Source organism: Enterobacter cloacae complex sp. ECL72, from assembly GCF_019056635.1.
Lineage (GTDB): Bacteria > Pseudomonadota > Gammaproteobacteria > Enterobacterales > Enterobacteriaceae > Enterobacter > Enterobacter hormaechei_C.
In genome coordinates, this window is sequence record NZ_CP077659.1 from 1344650 (window position 1) to 1361210 (window position 16561).

Genomic DNA, 16561 nt, shown 5'->3' on the forward strand with positions numbered 1-16561 from the left:
GAGGCCTCTTGCGGGCCTCTTTTTTTTCAGGAGATATGATGGCGGAATACGGTGTTCAAACATGGGACGCATCAGGCAAGGTTAACAACTATGGAATTAAGCCAGTCAGCGTTTGCGGCTATCTGCAACTGGCCGTTAACCAGAAAACAGGCTCTTATTCCGTTACCCTTCCTCCGGGTTGCAAACTGACCTACTTTCAGGTCATGAACGATGATAAGTGGGGAACTGGAAGAAGGAAGATCACCATCTCCGGCGGTACTGCAACAGTTTCCTCAGTGGGGGATACCGATTACTCAGCAGGGACTGAACCCGCTGTTGCAGCTTTTCTCATTTTCCAGATCGAGAGGGCATGAATGGCGCAGTACGGCGGTTTACTGACGACGACGAGCGGTGAGGTATGGGTTACCGCCAACAGCTCGCCAATTGCATTACAGGCGCGAAAGACAGCGGCACTGCAGGGAACATCGGGTTTCAATACCAGGGTGACGCACACTTTTCCCTCAGGTCAGCCCGTTGTGGCCTTCGTTCATTGCACGGTTGAGGTGGAAATCACTCAGACGGTAAGCGGAAACACCATCACGATTGATTTTCTCAGACCTAATGCAACCGGCACAGCGTACGTTTATTTTTTCTCTATTTTCCCCCAGACAAAGCCAGATTACGGGATGGCCGTGTGGGATGCATCGGGGACCCTGATTTTAACCCACGAGACGCGCACGCTCGGCGATGTCGTTACCATAGGCACTGCCGGAGTGGATGCTAGCTCAGGCTACAACATCAACACAACCAGGGTGGGGAAGTGGGCCTGCATGCCTGTTATGCTCGGCCTGATTACAGGGGTTATTTCAGCGGGCGGTCAGCCGCAGCCTTATTCGGCAATATACAAGAGCATGGCGAAACTTGAGGGGAGCAATACGCGGATATTTGCCAGACCTCAGACAACCCCAACCGGGAGTCTGCAAAACGTCGCGTACTCAAACATGAGAAACGTCATCATGGCCATTAACTGCGCCAACTATGATTGATCGTTTTCAACGATCAATTTTGGATAATTGATCTACCAAATCAATTATATCCCATTGATTCACATTGTTATTGTGTAACCTTGTGAATGCCCTGGGATATAACCACTATGAAAAACATGATTCTTTGCCTGGCGGTGGCGGTTTTGCTCTCCGGTTGCGCTGGCGTTATTGAGAAACAGCAACCTGTTTGTTCTGGTACAGCCCTTATCGGCGGGCAGGAAAACAGTGTCCAGATTTACGGAGTGCGTAAACAAAACAATCAGACCCAGTACCGCGCCGGTTATCCCTTTAACTGGACCTGGGTTAGTGCCAACACGTTCATCAGCACCACCTGCCAATAACTCATTCTGTTTCAAAAAAAACCTCGCTCCGGCGAGGTTTTTTATTGACTGGAGAAAATATGCTTTATAACACCGGCACCATCGCAATTAACGGAAATACCGCAACCGGCACCGGCACGAACTGGACGGCACCCGCCAGCCAGGTTCGCGCTGGCCAGACGATTATCGTCATGTCTAACCCGGTGCAGCTGTTTCAGATTTCATCCGTGAACAGCGCCACGTCAATGACGGTTACGCCAGCTGCTTCCCCGGTGCTGAGTGGCCAGAAGTATGGAATTCTTGTGTCGGACATTATCTCGGTTGATGGGCTGGCACAGGCCATGTCTCAGCTCATTAAAGAGTACGACGAGAACATTGGCGCGTGGGAGACGTTTGCCACTACCTCAGCAAACCAGAGCATCACAGTTACCATCAACGGCACCCCTGTAACGATCCCCGGCATCGGCAAACTGGCGCAGAAAGGGAGTAACGGAGCCATCCCGATTGCACAGGGCGGGACCGGGGCAACGACTGCAGCAGACGCTCGCTCAAACCTCGGTTTGGGAAGTAGCGCGACAAAGGACGTCGGAACGGCTGCCGGGAACATCATGCAAGTAGGGGCTTTTGGGGTTGGAACATACCAGGCTCCAAGGCCAAATGATGCAAACTCATCGTTTATCAGTGATGCTGACGGTAACACCAGTTGGGCTCCTGCCAATGGCTGTGGCTACCAAAGCTCTTATAACACTCAGCGCATAGCGCAAATGTGGGTTACCACTGGCGGAGCTGGCTATTGCCGTTTTCTGTTAAACACGAATCCTCAAACTACAAAAACAGATGCTCCGTGGACGGTATTTCAGTCAGCAGGAACATCGGACATTAACTTTAAGAAAGTGACCGGGGATCTGGATCTAAACGAATCGCTGTCAAACATCGAGGCAATGGATTTCAAGACCTTCTACTACCTTGCTGATGAAGAGAAAGCCATTCGGCGCGGCGTTATTGCTCAGGAGTTGGAAAAGATAGATCCGCAATATGTTCACTCGGCTGAGGAGTCGGGAAAAATGACACTAGACCTCAATCCTCTGGTGCTCGATGCGCTGGCGGCAATCAAAGCGCTGGCAATCCGCGTAAGCGCATTAGAGGGAGACGCTAAGCCTCCCGCTCCTGGCTCATTCGCTGGTTAAAAAGTGAATCTGCGGGCATATCTAGGCGAACATCGATCCAGCTGTTCGCCGGCACGTCCATCGGTTCACCTTTAGTTTTGATGATCTCACCTTCATCGCTCAGGATGTATTTTCGCTTGAAAAGACGGATTGTCAGGCCTCCGCTTTCCGTCTGCTCAACCTCAACCACGCCAAGTTCTCCCATGCCGCCGGGGTCCATCGGTGGCAGTAGTTGCCATCCCTCGGACGCCAGGCCTGCCGAACCAGCCAGCACGTAAACGCCCACCTCGAAGCGAGAAATGGTTATTCCCTCCGCCTCAGCGTTCCCCGTCCCACAGCCGCACCAGGAGAAGCCATCCTCCGCTATATCGGCGCGCTGGCAGGCTTCCTGGCTCGCTACGATACGGGCAACCGGAGACGCAGCCTTTAGGGTGCCATCGCTGGCCTTTGTGGTATTGCCCGTGGTGTAAGCCTCCTGATATGACCAAGACGAACCGCCGTAGTACGAAAACCACGTTCTCCTCAGAATGTAAGCCTGATGAATGCGTGTCGGACGGCTTCCCCGGTTGACGACTATTGACGTAATACCCGTATTTGCAGTTAACCCAAGCTGGGTAAGACCATCATTGGAGTGAGAGGTGAAACAGGTAGATGTGAATGCATCCATAGCGTCCAGTAGTGGTCCGTCGCCGTGGATAGACCCAATACCGAATGCGCCTACCTGCATCACGTTATTTGCGGCGGTTCCGACGTCCTTCGTCGCGCTACTTCCTAAACCGACGTTTTATAGATTGCTCTCGAGCAGCCTGGCCGATAACTTCACCAGATTTTTTAGCAGAAATAACTGGATGAAAAATATGCAAATTGGCTATGTAAGGGTGTCAACAAATGACCAGAATACGGATCTTCAGCGGCAAGCACTCGAACGCGCAGGATGTGAACAGATTTACGAAGAAAAAATGAGCGGAACGGTAGCGAACAGGCCAGCACTAAAAAAACTTCTCAAGGCATTAAACGAGGGGGATACGCTGGTGGTCTGGAAGCTGGATCGCCTTGGGCGCAGCATGCGTAATCTGATGCTGTTGGTGGACGAGCTTCGGCAGCGCGGTATCCACTTTAAGAGCCTCACCGACAGTATAGATACATCAAGTCCGATGGGGCGTTTCATTTTTCATATTATGTCAGCTCTAGCAGAAATGGAGAGGGAGTTGATAGTGGAACGCACTCGGGCGGGTTTGGCGGTTGCGAGGGAAAAGGGGCGGATAGGCGGCAGGCGTCCGAAGTTAACTGCTGAACAATGGGCGCAGGCCGGGCGGCTCATTTCAAATGGTGTTGAAAGAAAGCAGGTAGCAATAATTTATGACGTGGCAGTTTGCACGCTATATAAAAAATTTCCTGTATCTAAGCTGATTTAAGTCTTTCTACGTGCCTCAGTCTTGTGACTTTCAACAATTATGATGAGAAAGTATTACAGCAGACCAAATCGGAGAAAGCATATGAGAATATAACCACAACATGACTTCTGATTATATGCCCCATTTACTGCTAGTTTTTGCTAGTCTATGAGAGGCAATGCCTGTCATCTTAAGTGGATCTAAGTTAATGGAATGAATAATTATGAGTGAAAATGATACAATCCCAAAGCAGTCCAAAAGCCAGATTAACAAAGCGGTATTCTTTACATCTGCTTTGTTAATTTTCCTTCTTGTCGCCTTTGCCGCTGTATTCCCGGATATTGCCGACAAAAATTTTAAACTTCTACAGCAGCAAATCTTCACGAATGCCAGCTGGTTCTACATCCTTGCGGTGGCCCTCATTTTACTGAGCGTCACCTTCCTGGGACTCTCACGCTACGGTGATATTAAGCTGGGCCCGGACCATGCGCAGCCTGATTTCAGCTATCACTCCTGGTTTGCGATGCTTTTCTCGGCAGGGATGGGGATCGGCCTGATGTTCTTTGGCGTTGCTGAACCGGTGATGCATTATCTTTCACCTCCCGTTGGCACCCCAGAGACAGTTGCGGCAGCGAAGGAAGCAATGCGCCTGACGTTCTTCCACTGGGGCCTGCATGCATGGGCAATCTATGCCATCGTGGCGTTGATCTTGGCCTTCTTCAGTTACCGTCACGGTCTGCCATTAACGCTGCGTTCCGCACTCTATCCCATTATTGGCGATCGCATATATGGGCCTATAGGCCATGCGGTAGATATTTTCGCCGTTATCGGCACGGTCTTTGGCGTTGCGACATCGCTGGGGTACGGTGTTTTGCAGGTGAATGCTGGTTTGAATCATCTTTTCGGGGTGCCCATCAATGAAACGGTGCAGGTCATTCTGATCGTTGTCATCACGGGACTAGCGACGATTTCGGTGGTGTCTGGCCTGGACAAGGGAATACGCATCCTGTCCGAACTCAACCTGGGCCTGGCGGTGCTGCTGCTGGCTCTGGTCCTGTGTCTGGGACCAACCGTGCTTCTGCTGAAGTCATTTGTGGAAAATACGGGCGGTTATCTTTCGGAACTGGTGAGTAAAACGTTCAACCTTTACGCGTATGAACCTAAGTCGAGCAACTGGCTGGGGGGCTGGACATTATTGTACTGGGGATGGTGGCTTTCATGGTCGCCGTTTGTGGGGATGTTCATCGCAAGGGTCTCTCGCGGTCGAACCATTCGCGAGTTTGTTACCGGCGTGCTGTTTGTTCCCGCTGGCTTTACGCTCATGTGGATGACGGTGTTTGGTAACAGCGCAATCTATCTCATTATGAACCAGGGGGCGACTGACCTCGCCAATACCGTTCAGCAGGATGTCGCGCTGGCCCTGTTTAATTTCCTGGAGCATTTCCCGTTCTCCTCCGTACTGTCATTCATTGCAATGGCGATGGTCATCGTCTTCTTCGTCACGTCTGCTGACTCGGGGGCAATGGTTGTGGATACGCTGGCATCAGGTGGGATGGCAAACACCCCTGTCTGGCAGCGTATCTTCTGGGCGTCGCTCATGGGCATTGTAGCAATTGCACTTCTGATTGCGGGTGGGCTAAGCGCGCTGCAAACGGTGACAATAGCGAGTGCATTACCCTTCTCAGTGATCTTACTGGTATCCATATACGGACTGTTAAAAGCCCTGAGACGGGATTTGACGAAGCGTGAAAGCCTGAGCATGGCAACTATTGCGCCGACGGCTGCACGTAACCCGATTCCCTGGCAGAGAAGGTTGCGTAATATCGCCTATCTGCCTAAGCGTTCTCTTGTGAAACGCTTTATGGACGACGTTATCCAGCCCGCCATGACGCTGGTTCAGGAAGAGCTCAACAAGCAGGGAACGATTAGCCACATTAATGACGCTGCCGACGATCGTATTCGCCTTGAAGTCGATCTGGGTAACGAATTGAACTATATTTATGAAGTGAGGCTTCGCGGGTATAACTCGCCAACCTTCGCCCTTGCTGCTATGGATAATGATGAGCAGCAGGCTGAGCAACATCGATATTATCGCGCAGAGGTTTATCTCAAAGAAGGCGGTCAAAATTATGATGTGATGGGCTGGAACCAGGAACAGTTGATTAATGACATACTGGACCAGTACGAAAAACATCTGCACTTCCTGCACCTGGTTCGTTAATACAATCAAATGCCGCCCTCCAGGGCGGCATTAATTTATCTTGGCCATAATACGAGGGAATGCAAATGATCTCACGCTGGCAATGGATTCTGAAGCAGGTATTTAAAAAGTTATGGTTCAGGGCTGGATTATTCGCAATTGTAGCGATAATGACGGCTCTTTTATCAACTCTGTTTAAATCAATGATCCCTGAGTCGGTATCGGTGAAGGTTGGCGCAGAAGCTGTGGATAACATACTAAATATACTGGCATCGAGTATGCTAGCAGTTACCACATTTTCGCTTAGTATCATGGTCACAGCGTACGGATCAGCTACAACTAATGTGACACCAAGAGCTACACGATTAGTTGTTGAAGACGTAACCACACAAAATGTACTGGCCACATTCATCGGTTCATTTCTCTTCAGCCTGGTAGGGATCATTGCTCTTAATATGGGAGCCTACGGAGAAAGGGGGAGAGTCATTTTATTCGTCGTCACACTGGTGGTCATTGGTTTAATTCTCATCACATTGCTTCGTTGGATACAGCATTTGACCTCCCTGGGAAGGGTTGGTGAGACGACAGCAAAGGTGGAACAGGCAGCAATCGAAACATTTGTTGAAAGAGCTAAAAGTCCATATCTGGGCGGATATCCATGGCTTGAGAACAATGAACAACCAAACGGAACGGTTGCAGTTTATCCAGAGATAATTGGCTATGTTGAATATATTGATATGCTGAAACTCAGCAGGTTGCTAACTGAGGATCCTCGACATGTATATCTTGTAGCACAGCCAGGCAGCTTCATACACCCCTCGATGCCAGTTTTGTATCTGAGTCAGGGGCAGGGGCCATTAATCAGTAAAGACCTGCTTGATACAATCATCGTCTCAGATGTACGTTCATTTTCTCAGGATCCCCGATTTTGTCTTAGCGTTATGGCTGAAATAGCCTGCAGGGCCCTTTCACCGGCAGTGAACGATCCTGGCACCGCAATTGATGTCATTGGCAGAGGTGTACGAGTACTATCCGCTTATGCGCAGAATAAATCTGATGAAACTGAAGTGATATATCCTTCAATACATGTTGCGCCACTTCAGAACAGGGAACTACTGGAAGACTTTTTCTTACCTATTGCCCGTGATGGTGCCGGTATGAGTGAGATCCAAAGGAGAGTGCTCAAAGGGCTATCAATGTTAGGAAGTAGTTGGCCGCGCGAGTTTGAAGATGCTGCACATATTTTGGCACGTGAAATTTTAGAGTATGTAAATCGTGCAGCTCACACCGATTCCGATAAGGCTCGGATTCAATTAGTCTATGAACGTTTATTTTCCGACATACAATCAAAAACTATCAATGTTAAAACCGGCAAGAAGAACTAATGGGTTTGGGATGCGTTTCATAATTGAGGATTGCCTAAAAGAGGTTATCAAAACCCAAACTTCATCGAAATTAATCAATGGGTTAGGTAAAGGTTTAAAAAGCTTGACTAGAACTCCAATTATGATAGATTCCTCTAAAATTCAATGAATTACTTTCGCCTTGTTGAAATACTGCTGCGTCATATGGAATGGTTCGAAGCCGCAGACCTAATCGTTAAGGGTATGGAAGGCGCGATTAACGCGAAAACCGTCACCTATGACTTTGAACGTCTGATGGAAGGCGCTAAACTGCTGAAATGCTCAGAGTTTGGCGACGCGATTATCGCGAACATGTAATCCACTCGCTGGGTTAAATGACAACGGGAGCCTGAGGGTTCCCGTTTTTTATGCACACAAGACGGAAACAACGCTATGAACCATGATATCCCGCTCAAGTATTATGACATCGTCGACGAGTATGCGACTGAAACGGCGAAACCGGTAGAAGAGGCAGAACGTACGCCGCTGGCACACTATTTCCAGCTGCTGCTCACTCGCTTATACAACAATGAGGAAATCAGTGAAGAGGCGCAGCGGGAGATGGCTGTCCAGGCGGAGATAGACGAAGCGCGCATTGACGATATTGCGAACTTCCTGAATCAGTGGGGCAATGAATAACGCGTCATCGCGCTGAGTCTGCCAGCAGCCTGGCGAGGTCGTGCCGGGTTAGCGACTTCGAAAAGTACCAGCCTTGTACGAGGGCATCGGGGTATCTCTGCGCGATGAACTGATATTGCGTTTCGCTTTCAACCCCTTCAAAAACAAGGGTTTTGTGCAGTTTAGCTAGCGCGTCGCTGAAGATCACCAGGATATCCTGTTTATAGTGCTCGCTGATGCCGTCCACTAACGACTTATCCACCTTGATTTCGTCATATTTGAGATTTGATAGCCTGGCCAGATTAGAGTTTTGCACACCAAAATCGTCTATTGAAATTTTGACGCCTGCCGATTTAAGCTCCTCACAAAACTCTTCAAGGATGGCCGCGGTGGAAACGCCATTCTCGGATAACTCAACTTTGATTAACGATAAGGGAATCGCGTTCTCTGAGCATTCATGACGTAATACCGCCAGGAATTTGCCGTCTTCAATTTCCGTCCGGCCAACGTTCAGTGAAATCATTAACTGATGTTCAGCGGCCAGCGCGGCAATTTCCGCCAGGGATTTCTTTATCATGTTCTGATAATAAACGTTATACAGGCCAATTTTTTTAATTAACGGGATAAACAGCTCAGGAGAAACCTCTTTGTGATTGTTATCCTGCCATCTTGATAACACTTCAACCCCGACGATTTTCTTATCAGCAACCCGAATAACAGGCTGAAAATGAACGCTGATGGTATTCGCTTTTACCGCTTTGACCAGCGTTCGTTCCAGAGAACGTCGGTCTTCATAAAGTCGAAGAGAAAACAGCGTCAGGGATACCCAGATAAAGTATAAAAACAAGCACAGAAGCACCATCACTACGTGGGAGAGCGAAGCCAGTCCGGCATCATGGTGTGTGACGGTAACGCACAAATCCCAGCGTGTACTGCACTCTGTCACAGCCAGCGTAAATAACAGAGACTGTAAGCGGCTGAAGTTTTCTGATGGCGGCGTAACGGTGAAAAAGGTGCGGCCGAAATCTTTAGTGGAAGAACGAAGCGAATAGTTGGCGGTAACGGGGGCAAATTTATCGTAGGCTGAACGGGAGGTGAAGATAATAAGGTGGTTATAGATTGTCGCATTGCCGACAAAGAAATCTTTCTGCGAAAACTGCGCCAGGCTGAATCCGTTCTGGGTATTATGCAGCTCAGAGGGAAGGGCGATGGGATTTGCCAGCTTGCCCCAAAACGCGGTGCAGGTGATTTTCCCCTTTTCAATAAACCCCACATCGGCGAAATAGAGACTTCGCATCTTTAATTTTCGGTAGACGTTCAGACTGGCGCTATCGCATCCCTGCGCGGAGGTATTTTTAAGCGTACTGGCGATATTTTGCGTTAACTCTTCAGAATAGCTTAAGAGCGTGTGGGAGATCTCCCTCTGCCGGTTCTTTTGCTGCTCAGCGATAATGGCGTTAACCGCATACAGCGACAGGACGACCATAAAGGTTGAGATGATAGCAACGGCAATGGCCTTCTTCATTTTCCTGTTGTCCCACCACGTCCTGAGGTGCAGGGATCTTAACACAGGTCATAAAAGCTACAAGTACGAGAGTTGAGGCTGCACGGAATCGAAAGGAAAGCCACCATGCCAGGCTCCTTTCATCTCAGAACCACTCAAACCGTGTTGAGAGCAGTAGCAGTAACGTACTGGCAGAAACAAGATTAAGGCAGATGACAAACTTGCTTGATACGTTCATGTTATCAACGTTTTTGTTGTTCAGTAGCCACAGAGAATAGCGTTTCACCTCCACTGAAGAAACGCCAGATTTTGGTGGGTTCGGGCAAAAAAAAGCCCACTCAAGAGTGGGCAAGAAATACTGGAAGCAATGTGAGCAATGTCGTACTGAATACCTGAGTGATTTGCTCAACTATTCAGTAATGAGAAAGATAATCTTTCTCAGTAAAAGATGCAACCCCACGATGAGTGTGGAACGGCATTTTTTTACTGCTCATATTTTAATCAAACGAACCGTGTGATTCTTATCACAAATTTCCTTTCTCAGATCCTGTGCTATCCTTTTCTGTGTCGTTGATTTAATGACAAAAACCATACAGAGAGGAAAGCTATGGGAATTTTATCCTGGATTATCTTTGGGCTGATTGCGGGGATCCTGGCGAAGTGGATTATGCCGGGCAAAGATGGCGGCGGTTTCATCGTCACGATCATTCTGGGGATTGTGGGTGCAGTCGTCGGTGGCTGGATCAGTACCCTGTTCGGCTTTGGCAGAGTTGATGGCTTCAACTTCGGCAGCTTTGTCGTCGCGGTGATTGGCGCGCTGGTTGTTCTGTTTATCTACAGAAAAATCAAAAGCTAAATCTGACCTGTGTTAAAAAAGGCTGCCTGACGGCGGCCTTTTTACTTTGGGCGTTACCACCAGCCTAACTGCGTACCGGCGACGGCCACGATGGCGACAATCAACATGATGATGGTCGTTTTTCTCATTTAAGCCCCCGGCGCGGCGTAACCGCCAAGGAAAAACCAGCCTAAAAACACCACCGCTGTGATAAAAATAACCACCGGAAAGAGGATCCCTATTCTCATGCCATCACCTGTTTGAGTTTGTATAAGGCCGTAGAGTGTACGGTTTTAATCTAACGCGACAAAGCCTGTTTTGCTTTTTCCTTTTTTATCCTGATACATCGCGAGGTCTGCGGTGCGCAGGGCGCTATCTTCATCCGTGCTGTGAGGATCAACAATAACGACGCCAAGGCTTGCGCCGGGATAAAGAATAGTGGCATTGCCTAACCCGTATTCGCCCGCAATAAGACCATTGAGGCGGGTTTTGATTGCGTTGACCTCTGTACTGGCGTCGCCATCATCGCTGTGACTCAGGCTGGCAACCAGAAATTCATCGCCGCCGAGCCGGCCAATAATCTCATCCTGCGTTTGCTCGTGAGTCAGCCGCTTGCCGACCTGTACGAGGAAGCGATCGCCCGCCTCATGCCCGTACTGGTCATTGATTCGCTTGAAATCATCGAGGTCAATAAAAGCCATCATGACGTTGCGGTTAAGATGGCGCGCCAGTGAGAACAGGGTGGTAAGGTTTTCAAAAATGGCGCGACGATTCGGCAGGCCGGTGAGGGCGTCGGTGTAAGAGTGAGCAATGAGCGCCGCATTTGCTACGCGAAGCTGAAGCACAAGCGACTCTTTCTGAATGTACTGACCAATTAAACCGGCAAAGAGTCTGATCACCTGCTCGCCACGCTCGCTGAACTGTTTCTGTGCGGTGCTGGCAGCGCAAAGCGTGCCATACAGAGAACCGTCAGCCAGGTGAACCGGCACGCTCATATAGGTTGTAATGCCCAGTGCTTTGGCCGCTTCACACTCCGGCCAGCGGTCGGGCACCTCGTTACTGAACAACGTGTCGCTGTCGATGGCGCGCTTACACAGTGTTTCGTCCCAGGGCACGCTGAACCCTTCCGGGATCTGCATTTGCTTGCTGTTACGGGCATATAAAATGTGCTGCAAACGCGCATTGATATCGACTTTCGTCAGGTAGGTTGATTCCATATCCGTCACAATTTCCAGCATTTCCAGTAGCTGACGCACCAGACTGTCGAGAGATTGCTCAGTGGAGAGGGTTTCTGAAACACGGGCAAGAATGATATCTGACATGAGGCAGGATGACTCCCATGCAGAAGACCTCTGTATCTGCATGTTATGCTGAAAATATAGACTCCGGTCATAGTAAAACATGAACAGGATTAATTTTATAGATTCTTCTGAAGGCAGATGAGGGGAAGACTAAAAAAAGCCCCGATGTTGAGATCGGGGCAAAACATCTTGATTACGGAATGATGTTCTCTGGTCAGTGTGAGAACAGGCATCACTATAAGGGGGAATCGTGCAGGTTTAATGGAGAAATCATGGAGAAAACGGCGATGACCCGTTACTCTGACATTTTTACACCCTGAAGGATCATGATAATGAAATATCTTCTCCTGGCGCTGGTTTTACCGCTGGCCGCCTGCTCAACAAAGACAACCCCTCCTGATGCGCCTCAACCGCCGCACGCTATTGGTATGGCAAACCCGGCGTCAGTGTACTGTCTGGAGAAAGGGGGAGAGCAAATCCCTGTTCAAAGCCCGCAGGGCGTACGTACCGAGTGCAAATTGCCCGGCGGGGAAGTGATCGATGAATGGGATCTCTACCGCCGCGATCACCCGCAACCGACCAGATGACAACGGCAATAAAACTGCGATACACTTCTCTTTAGGATTATTCTTAGCCAGTTTCTGGCAGTACTTTTGCGAGAAGAAGTATGTTTCAGTTAAAACCGGGCAGCATGGCGATGATCGTGGGTGCGCGTACGGCGGCAGGCCGTCGAAATATCGGTAAATCCGTCGAGCTGTTTGGACTTTGTCAGCCGGGCCAGCGTTTTGTGAACCCGGTTAACGGCGTCATGACGCAATTACCCGCCACGTCAGCGCGTGCGCTGTGGCTGGTCACCGGTGATGTTTACGCCTTTGATAATCAGCACGGTTTTGCGTTTGTTCGCCCGGAACATCTGATGCCGCTTACTCCCGACGAGATGCCACACAACGTGGATGAGCTGGCGATCGGTTAATCACAGTTTACGCAGCCAGTCCGCCAGTACCTGCGCGTGATTCTGCTCCGTATTTTTCGCCCCATAGAGTAGCGTCACGGTCTGCTGTTTGGCGAGAGCCGCCAGGCGTTTGCCTTCATCCGGATGCTGCGCCAGCTCTTTACGATAGGCTTCACTGAACGCGGTGAAATCTATCGTTTCACTGTGAAAAGCTTTTCGCAGTTCGCTGGACGGCGTTAGCGCTTTACACCACTCGTCACAGGCGAGGTCGGTCTTTTTTATCCCTCGCGGCCAGAGTCTGTCGACCAGGATCCGGTAACCGTCTTTTGAGGTCGCCTGCTCATACACGCGTTTACATTGAATCATGGGTCCTCCTCATTTCCTTACGACGTTCTGCAAGAACACTATAGCACCCGGCTTTTATCCACCCAATTTAAGGTATTGTGATAATTGCAAAAGATCGGTAGTCTGAGGTTCCTTATGTTATCTGAAAATCCTCCGGCATAAGGAATCTCTGATGGAACTCTCCCCGGTTAAAACGACGCTGCGCATTGCGCTGGTTGGTGATTACAATCCCGATGTTATTGCGCACCAGGCGATCCCGCTGGCGATTGACGACGCCGCTGCGGTTCTGGAGCTCACCGCTGATTATGACTGGCTCGCCACGCCTGAGCTGACCAGCCCCGAAGACCTGGTCGGGTACGATGCCATCTGGCTGGTACCGGCAAGCCCGTATAAAAACACCGAGGCGGCGTTTATTGCGGCCCGATACGCGCGTGAGAACAGCATCCCCTTTCTCGGCACCTGCGGCGGGTTCCAGCATGCGCTGATTGAGTATGCGCGTAATGTACTGGGCTGGCACGATGCAGGCCATGCCGAAACCGACACCGAGGGAAGGATGGTAATTGCGCCGCTGACCTGCTCGCTGGTGGAAAAAACCGACGCGATCGAGCTGCGAAATAACACGCTGATTGCTAAAGCGTATGGCAAGCCGGAAATTCAGGAGGGGTATCACTGCAATTACGGCGTCTCACCTGAGTTTGCCGACCAGCTTGAGCGGGGCGACATGCGCGTAACGGGCTGGGACGAGCAGGGCGAGATCCGCGCGGCAGAGCTGGTAACCCATCCTTTCTTTGTCCTCACCCTGTTCCAGCATGAGCGGGCCGCGCTACAAGGGCGCCCGGTCGTGCTGGTACAGGCCATGATGCGGGCGGCGCAGGGTTAAAAAAAGCAGACCTCCGGGTCTGCCTTGAATGTCAGCGGGGTGTGATCTCCCGGTCACGCCCGGCAAGCATACCGCATAACGCCATCACCACCGCGGCCAGCGCGCAGGCGAGCAGCGGAATGCGCCAGTCTCCGGCGGTATCGTGAATTTTCCCCATCAGCGGTGGGCCACAGGCCGCCAGAAGATAGCCAATCGACTGTGCCATGCCGGAGAGCGCCGCGGCCTGATGGGCCGAGCTGGCGCGCAGCCCGATAAACGTCAGGCCGAGGATCATGGTGGCGCCGGATCCAAACCCAAACACCAGCGTCCAGACGACGGCCAGCCCCGGCGCGAACCAGAACCCGGCCGCGCTGACGGCGCACATCAGGGCGACTAGCCCGGCAATGCCACGCTGATCGTTAAGACGGTGCAGGATCAGCGGAATGGCGAGACCGGGAACCGCGGTTGCCAGCTGGAGAAGCCCGTGCATGGAGCCAGCCTGCGTTTCGCTGTAGCCATGGCTAAGCAAAATCGCGGGTAACCAGCCGATAATGACGTAGTAAATCAGCGAGTTAATGCCCAGAAAAAGCGTCACCTGCCAGGCGAGCGCCGAGCGCCAGATAGCCCGATTGTGCAACGCGCCCGCTCCGGTCAGGGTGGCGGCCGGCTTCTGGCGCCATTGCGGTAACCACAGCAGCAGCGCCACCAGCGGGAAGAACATCAGCATCAACAGCGCCCCGTGCCAGCCACCACTCCCCAGCGACAGCGGGACGATCAGCGCCGACCCTGCGGCAGCAGCGGCTCCCATCGTCAGCGAATAAGCCCCCGTCAGTTTTGCGACCTGGCCCGGAAAATCACGTTTGATTAAGCCAGGTAACAGGACATTGCCCAGCGCAATCCCACAGCCCACGATCGCCGTACCGATAAACAGCAGCGAGGCCGACGGCAGCGAACGTACGCCAATCCCGATGCAAATCAGCAGCAGAGCGATAAAAAGGCTGCGCTCCATGCCCAGGCGCCGGGCGACGCCTGCGGCAAGGGGAGAGATAAAGGCGAAGGCCAGCAGAGGCAGCGTCGTGAGCAGGCCGGTTTGCGCCGTGCTTAAACCATAGTCCTGTCGGATGGTATCGAGCAGGGGGGCGACACCGGTAAAGGTGACGCGCAGCGTCGTGGCAATCATCAGGATGCCTGCAATCAGCAGCGCACCCTGTTTCCCGGAAGGTTGAATAGCAGTAGTCATTATTGTCTCTTACGTTCAGGCGAGCGCATACCATACCGATTTAAGTCGTGGTTGAAATCAGGCTAAAATGACAGTTTATCGCTAATATCGGACAACTTTATGTACGGACTGGGGCTCGATGGCTACGATCCCGATAGCCAGCACGACGCGGCGGTGGCCTTTCGCATCCGCGTGGTGGCACAGGAACAATATATTCCGCTGCATCAGCACCGCAAAGGGCAGCTGATTATGGCGCTGGGGGGAGCGATCACCTGTGAAGTGGAGAACGCGATGCTGATGGTGCCGCCCCAGTATGCGGTGTGGATCCCGGGACAAACGCCGCACAGCAACAAGGCGACGCCCGGCGCGCAGCTCTGTCTGCTGTTTATTGAACCCGGTGCGCTCGAATTGCCGACGCGTACCTGTACGCTGAAAATATCGCCCCTGGTGCGGGAGTTGGTGCTGGCGCTTGCGGACAGGTCACGGGAGGAACTGCCTCTTCCCGCTACCGGAAGGCTGGTTGACGTCCTGTTTGATGAACTGCCCCTGCAACCGCAGGAGCATCTACAGCTGCCGGTATCTCCGCATCCAAAAATTCGCCTGATGAGCGAGACCATGGCAAACGAACCTGCCGCCTGGCAGACGCTGGCGCAGTGGGCAAGCCACTTTGCCATGAGCGAACGCAATCTGGCGCGGCTGGTGGTGAAAGAGACCGGCTTAAGCTTTCGCCGCTGGCGGCACCAGCTCCAGCTGATTGTCGCATTGCAGTTTTTGATCGGCGGAAAGTCGGTTCAGCAGGCGGCGCAGGCGCTGGGGTATGACTCCACCACCGCCTTCATCACCATGTTTAAGAAAGGACTGGGACAGACGCCCGCCCGCTATATCGCCAGCCTGACTACGACTTCCCGATAAACAGCGAAACCAGTCCGGCAGCAATCAGCGGGCCAACCGGCACGCCACGAAACAGCGCCACGCCTAACACGGTGCCCACCAGCAGCCCGGCCACCAGTGAAGGCTGGCTGCTCATCAGCGTCACGCCGCGCCCGCCAAGCCATGAGACAAAAACGCCCACCGCAATCGCCACCAGCGATTTCCAGTTTACAAAGGAGTGCAGCAGCGTTGAGGCCGGTAGCGTTCCGCTGGCAATCGGGGCCATCACGCCGATGGTCAAAATAATGATCCCGATGGTAAGCCCCTGTTTTTCTATCCACGGGAAGAAGGTATTCAATGGTGTGACGCGAACGATGATCAGGACCAGAATGGAAATCGCGACGGTGGTGTTGTGGCTGACAAAACCCAGAGCAGCCAGGGCCAAAAGTATGAGCAGTGTAGGGTCGAACATGACGGGATCCTTGCCAAAAATAGTAAGCCTGCTTACTTTACGCGCAAACGCGACGGCAGGCAGGCTTTACTGAAAAAA

The 16561-nt window shown here is 51.6% G+C and carries 22 protein-coding genes and 1 pseudogene; 14 read left to right on the forward strand and 9 right to left on the reverse strand.

The features are described 5' to 3' along the window. Positions 1-38 precede the first annotated feature (38 nt). The 4 genes from KTH07_RS06405 to KTH07_RS23435 all read left to right on the forward strand — a co-directional run bounded on the left by KTH07_RS06405 (position 39) and on the right by KTH07_RS23435 (position 2532). The gene (locus KTH07_RS06405) at positions 39-353 is read left to right on the forward strand and encodes a hypothetical protein (RefSeq protein WP_042863330.1); all 315 of its coding nucleotides are present in this window, start codon (positions 39-41) and stop codon (positions 351-353) included. Next, entirely contained in the window at positions 354-1025 is a 672-nt protein-coding gene (locus tag KTH07_RS06410) for a hypothetical protein (protein WP_042863329.1), read from the forward strand. It abuts the gene before it with no gap. 107 nt (positions 1026-1132) lie between these two features. Next, positions 1133-1366 carry a hypothetical protein gene (locus KTH07_RS06415; RefSeq protein ID WP_010429924.1) on the forward strand — a complete coding sequence of 78 codons (234 nt, stop codon included), beginning with the start codon at positions 1133-1135 and terminating at the stop codon, positions 1364-1366. Positions 1367-1425: 59 nt separating this feature from the next. Further along, positions 1426-2532, forward strand: a complete 1107-nt coding sequence (locus KTH07_RS23435) for a tail fiber domain-containing protein (protein ID WP_230861112.1) — start codon at positions 1426-1428, stop codon at positions 2530-2532. Here the strand turns inward: KTH07_RS23435 and KTH07_RS06430 are convergent. Continuing rightward, entirely contained in the window at positions 2498-3178 is a 681-nt protein-coding gene (locus KTH07_RS06430; protein WP_227456055.1) for a phage tail protein, read from the reverse strand. The two genes, KTH07_RS23435 and KTH07_RS06430, sit on opposite strands and share 35 nt — an antisense overlap. A 190-nt stretch (positions 3179-3368) precedes the next feature. Here KTH07_RS06430 and KTH07_RS06435 point away from each other — a divergent pair, with 190 nt between their 5' ends. The 5 genes and pseudogenes from KTH07_RS06435 (at position 3369) to KTH07_RS06455 (ending at position 8147) form a co-directional block, all read left to right on the forward strand. Further along, positions 3369-3926, forward strand: a complete 558-nt coding sequence (locus KTH07_RS06435) for a recombinase family protein (RefSeq protein WP_058663376.1) — start codon at positions 3369-3371, stop codon at positions 3924-3926. A gap of 202 nt (positions 3927-4128) precedes the next feature. Beyond that, positions 4129-6126, forward strand: a complete 1998-nt coding sequence (locus KTH07_RS06440) for a choline BCCT transporter BetT (RefSeq protein ID WP_042863324.1) — start codon at positions 4129-4131, stop codon at positions 6124-6126. Positions 6127-6191: 65 nt separating this feature from the next. Next, positions 6192-7490 carry a DUF2254 domain-containing protein gene (locus KTH07_RS06445; RefSeq protein WP_075606894.1) on the forward strand — a complete coding sequence of 433 codons (1299 nt, stop codon included), beginning with the start codon at positions 6192-6194 and terminating at the stop codon, positions 7488-7490. Positions 7491-7655: 165 nt separating this feature from the next. Beyond that, positions 7656-7826 (forward strand): annotated as a pseudogene (locus KTH07_RS06450) (NADP-dependent isocitrate dehydrogenase); the annotation flags it as partial. A 75-nt stretch (positions 7827-7901) separates the two neighbouring features. Continuing rightward, positions 7902-8147, forward strand: coding sequence for a YmjA family protein (locus KTH07_RS06455; RefSeq protein WP_015570796.1), 246 nt, complete (start codon positions 7902-7904; stop codon positions 8145-8147). Between the two features lie 4 nt (positions 8148-8151). Here the strand turns inward: KTH07_RS06455 and KTH07_RS06460 are convergent, their stop codons facing one another. Further along, on the reverse strand, positions 8152-9651 hold the full coding sequence (locus KTH07_RS06460) for a cyclic diguanylate phosphodiesterase (RefSeq protein ID WP_023296321.1): 1500 nt from the start codon (positions 9649-9651) through the stop codon (positions 8152-8154). A gap of 124 nt (positions 9652-9775) precedes the next feature. Beyond that, the gene (gene yncL / locus KTH07_RS06465; RefSeq protein ID WP_071524166.1) at positions 9776-9868 is read right to left on the reverse strand and encodes a stress response membrane protein YncL; all 93 of its coding nucleotides are present in this window, start codon (positions 9866-9868) and stop codon (positions 9776-9778) included. A gap of 369 nt (positions 9869-10237) precedes the next feature. Between yncL and KTH07_RS06470 the strand changes: the two genes are divergently transcribed. Next, entirely contained in the window at positions 10238-10486 is a 249-nt protein-coding gene (locus KTH07_RS06470) for a GlsB/YeaQ/YmgE family stress response membrane protein (protein ID WP_003857896.1), read from the forward strand. Between the two features lie 53 nt (positions 10487-10539). Here the strand turns inward: KTH07_RS06470 and yoaJ are convergent, their stop codons facing one another. The 3 genes from yoaJ to KTH07_RS06485 are packed head-to-tail and all read right to left on the reverse strand — an operon-like array spanning position 10540 to position 11787. Further along, complete coding sequence (yoaJ, locus tag KTH07_RS23585; RefSeq protein WP_015570794.1) at positions 10540-10614, reverse strand: protein YoaJ; 75 nt, start codon at positions 10612-10614, stop codon at positions 10540-10542. Next, positions 10615-10713 carry a YoaK family small membrane protein gene (locus KTH07_RS06480; protein ID WP_015570793.1) on the reverse strand — a complete coding sequence of 33 codons (99 nt, stop codon included), beginning with the start codon at positions 10711-10713 and terminating at the stop codon, positions 10615-10617. It abuts the gene before it with no gap. 45 nt (positions 10714-10758) lie between these two features. Continuing rightward, entirely contained in the window at positions 10759-11787 is a 1029-nt protein-coding gene (locus KTH07_RS06485) for a sensor domain-containing diguanylate cyclase (protein ID WP_045331148.1), read from the reverse strand. Between the two features lie 311 nt (positions 11788-12098). Here KTH07_RS06485 and KTH07_RS06490 point away from each other — a divergent pair, with 311 nt between their 5' ends. Beyond that, entirely contained in the window at positions 12099-12353 is a 255-nt protein-coding gene (locus KTH07_RS06490; protein WP_015570791.1) for a DUF333 domain-containing protein, read from the forward strand. A gap of 80 nt (positions 12354-12433) precedes the next feature. Then, entirely contained in the window at positions 12434-12739 is a 306-nt protein-coding gene (locus KTH07_RS06495) for a hypothetical protein (protein WP_015570790.1), read from the forward strand. On the opposite strand, the gene KTH07_RS06500 is transcribed toward KTH07_RS06495, so the two are convergent. Next, on the reverse strand, positions 12740-13084 hold the full coding sequence (locus KTH07_RS06500) for a DUF488 domain-containing protein (RefSeq protein ID WP_015570789.1): 345 nt from the start codon (positions 13082-13084) through the stop codon (positions 12740-12742). It lies immediately after the preceding gene. Positions 13085-13235: 151 nt separating this feature from the next. Between KTH07_RS06500 and KTH07_RS06505 the strand changes: the two genes are divergently transcribed. After that, entirely contained in the window at positions 13236-13943 is a 708-nt protein-coding gene (locus tag KTH07_RS06505) for a CTP synthase (protein WP_023296323.1), read from the forward strand. 31 nt (positions 13944-13974) lie between these two features. On the opposite strand, the gene KTH07_RS06510 is transcribed toward KTH07_RS06505, so the two are convergent. Further along, a complete protein-coding gene (locus KTH07_RS06510) occupies positions 13975-15162 on the reverse strand; it encodes a CynX/NimT family MFS transporter (RefSeq protein ID WP_017384696.1) in 1188 nt (395 codons plus the stop codon). Between the two features lie 99 nt (positions 15163-15261). Between KTH07_RS06510 and KTH07_RS06515 the strand changes: the two genes are divergently transcribed. Beyond that, a complete protein-coding gene (locus KTH07_RS06515; RefSeq protein WP_017384695.1) occupies positions 15262-16053 on the forward strand; it encodes a helix-turn-helix transcriptional regulator in 792 nt (263 codons plus the stop codon). Here KTH07_RS06515 and KTH07_RS06520 read toward each other — a convergent pair. Beyond that, a complete protein-coding gene (locus KTH07_RS06520) occupies positions 16037-16483 on the reverse strand; it encodes a DUF441 domain-containing protein (RefSeq protein WP_003857881.1) in 447 nt (148 codons plus the stop codon). The two genes, KTH07_RS06515 and KTH07_RS06520, sit on opposite strands and share 17 nt — an antisense overlap. Between the last annotated feature and the right edge of the window lie 78 nt (positions 16484-16561).

Coding starts and splice junctions, on each gene's coding strand:
- KTH07_RS06405 (WP_042863330.1), top strand. CDS start 39: ATGGCGGAATACGGTGTTCAAACATGGGACGCATCAGGCAAGGTTAAC.
- KTH07_RS06410 (WP_042863329.1), top strand. CDS start 354: ATGGCGCAGTACGGCGGTTTACTGACGACGACGAGCGGTGAGGTATGG.
- KTH07_RS06415 (WP_010429924.1), top strand. CDS start 1,133: ATGAAAAACATGATTCTTTGCCTGGCGGTGGCGGTTTTGCTCTCCGGT.
- KTH07_RS23435 (WP_230861112.1), top strand. CDS start 1,426: ATGCTTTATAACACCGGCACCATCGCAATTAACGGAAATACCGCAACC.
- KTH07_RS06430 (WP_227456055.1), bottom strand. CDS start 3,178: ATGGATGCATTCACATCTACCTGTTTCACCTCTCACTCCAATGATGGT.
- KTH07_RS06435 (WP_058663376.1), top strand. CDS start 3,369: ATGCAAATTGGCTATGTAAGGGTGTCAACAAATGACCAGAATACGGAT.
- KTH07_RS06440 (WP_042863324.1), top strand. CDS start 4,129: ATGAGTGAAAATGATACAATCCCAAAGCAGTCCAAAAGCCAGATTAAC.
- KTH07_RS06445 (WP_075606894.1), top strand. CDS start 6,192: ATGATCTCACGCTGGCAATGGATTCTGAAGCAGGTATTTAAAAAGTTA.
- KTH07_RS06455 (WP_015570796.1), top strand. CDS start 7,902: ATGAACCATGATATCCCGCTCAAGTATTATGACATCGTCGACGAGTAT.
- KTH07_RS06460 (WP_023296321.1), bottom strand. CDS start 9,651: ATGAAGAAGGCCATTGCCGTTGCTATCATCTCAACCTTTATGGTCGTC.
- yncL (WP_071524166.1), bottom strand. CDS start 9,868: ATGAACGTATCAAGCAAGTTTGTCATCTGCCTTAATCTTGTTTCTGCC.
- KTH07_RS06470 (WP_003857896.1), top strand. CDS start 10,238: ATGGGAATTTTATCCTGGATTATCTTTGGGCTGATTGCGGGGATCCTG.
- KTH07_RS06480 (WP_015570793.1), bottom strand. CDS start 10,713: ATGAGAATAGGGATCCTCTTTCCGGTGGTTATTTTTATCACAGCGGTG.
- KTH07_RS06485 (WP_045331148.1), bottom strand. CDS start 11,787: ATGTCAGATATCATTCTTGCCCGTGTTTCAGAAACCCTCTCCACTGAG.
- KTH07_RS06490 (WP_015570791.1), top strand. CDS start 12,099: ATGAAATATCTTCTCCTGGCGCTGGTTTTACCGCTGGCCGCCTGCTCA.
- KTH07_RS06495 (WP_015570790.1), top strand. CDS start 12,434: ATGTTTCAGTTAAAACCGGGCAGCATGGCGATGATCGTGGGTGCGCGT.
- KTH07_RS06500 (WP_015570789.1), bottom strand. CDS start 13,084: ATGATTCAATGTAAACGCGTGTATGAGCAGGCGACCTCAAAAGACGGT.
- KTH07_RS06505 (WP_023296323.1), top strand. CDS start 13,236: ATGGAACTCTCCCCGGTTAAAACGACGCTGCGCATTGCGCTGGTTGGT.
- KTH07_RS06510 (WP_017384696.1), bottom strand. CDS start 15,162: ATGACTACTGCTATTCAACCTTCCGGGAAACAGGGTGCGCTGCTGATT.
- KTH07_RS06515 (WP_017384695.1), top strand. CDS start 15,262: ATGTACGGACTGGGGCTCGATGGCTACGATCCCGATAGCCAGCACGAC.
- KTH07_RS06520 (WP_003857881.1), bottom strand. CDS start 16,483: ATGTTCGACCCTACACTGCTCATACTTTTGGCCCTGGCTGCTCTGGGT.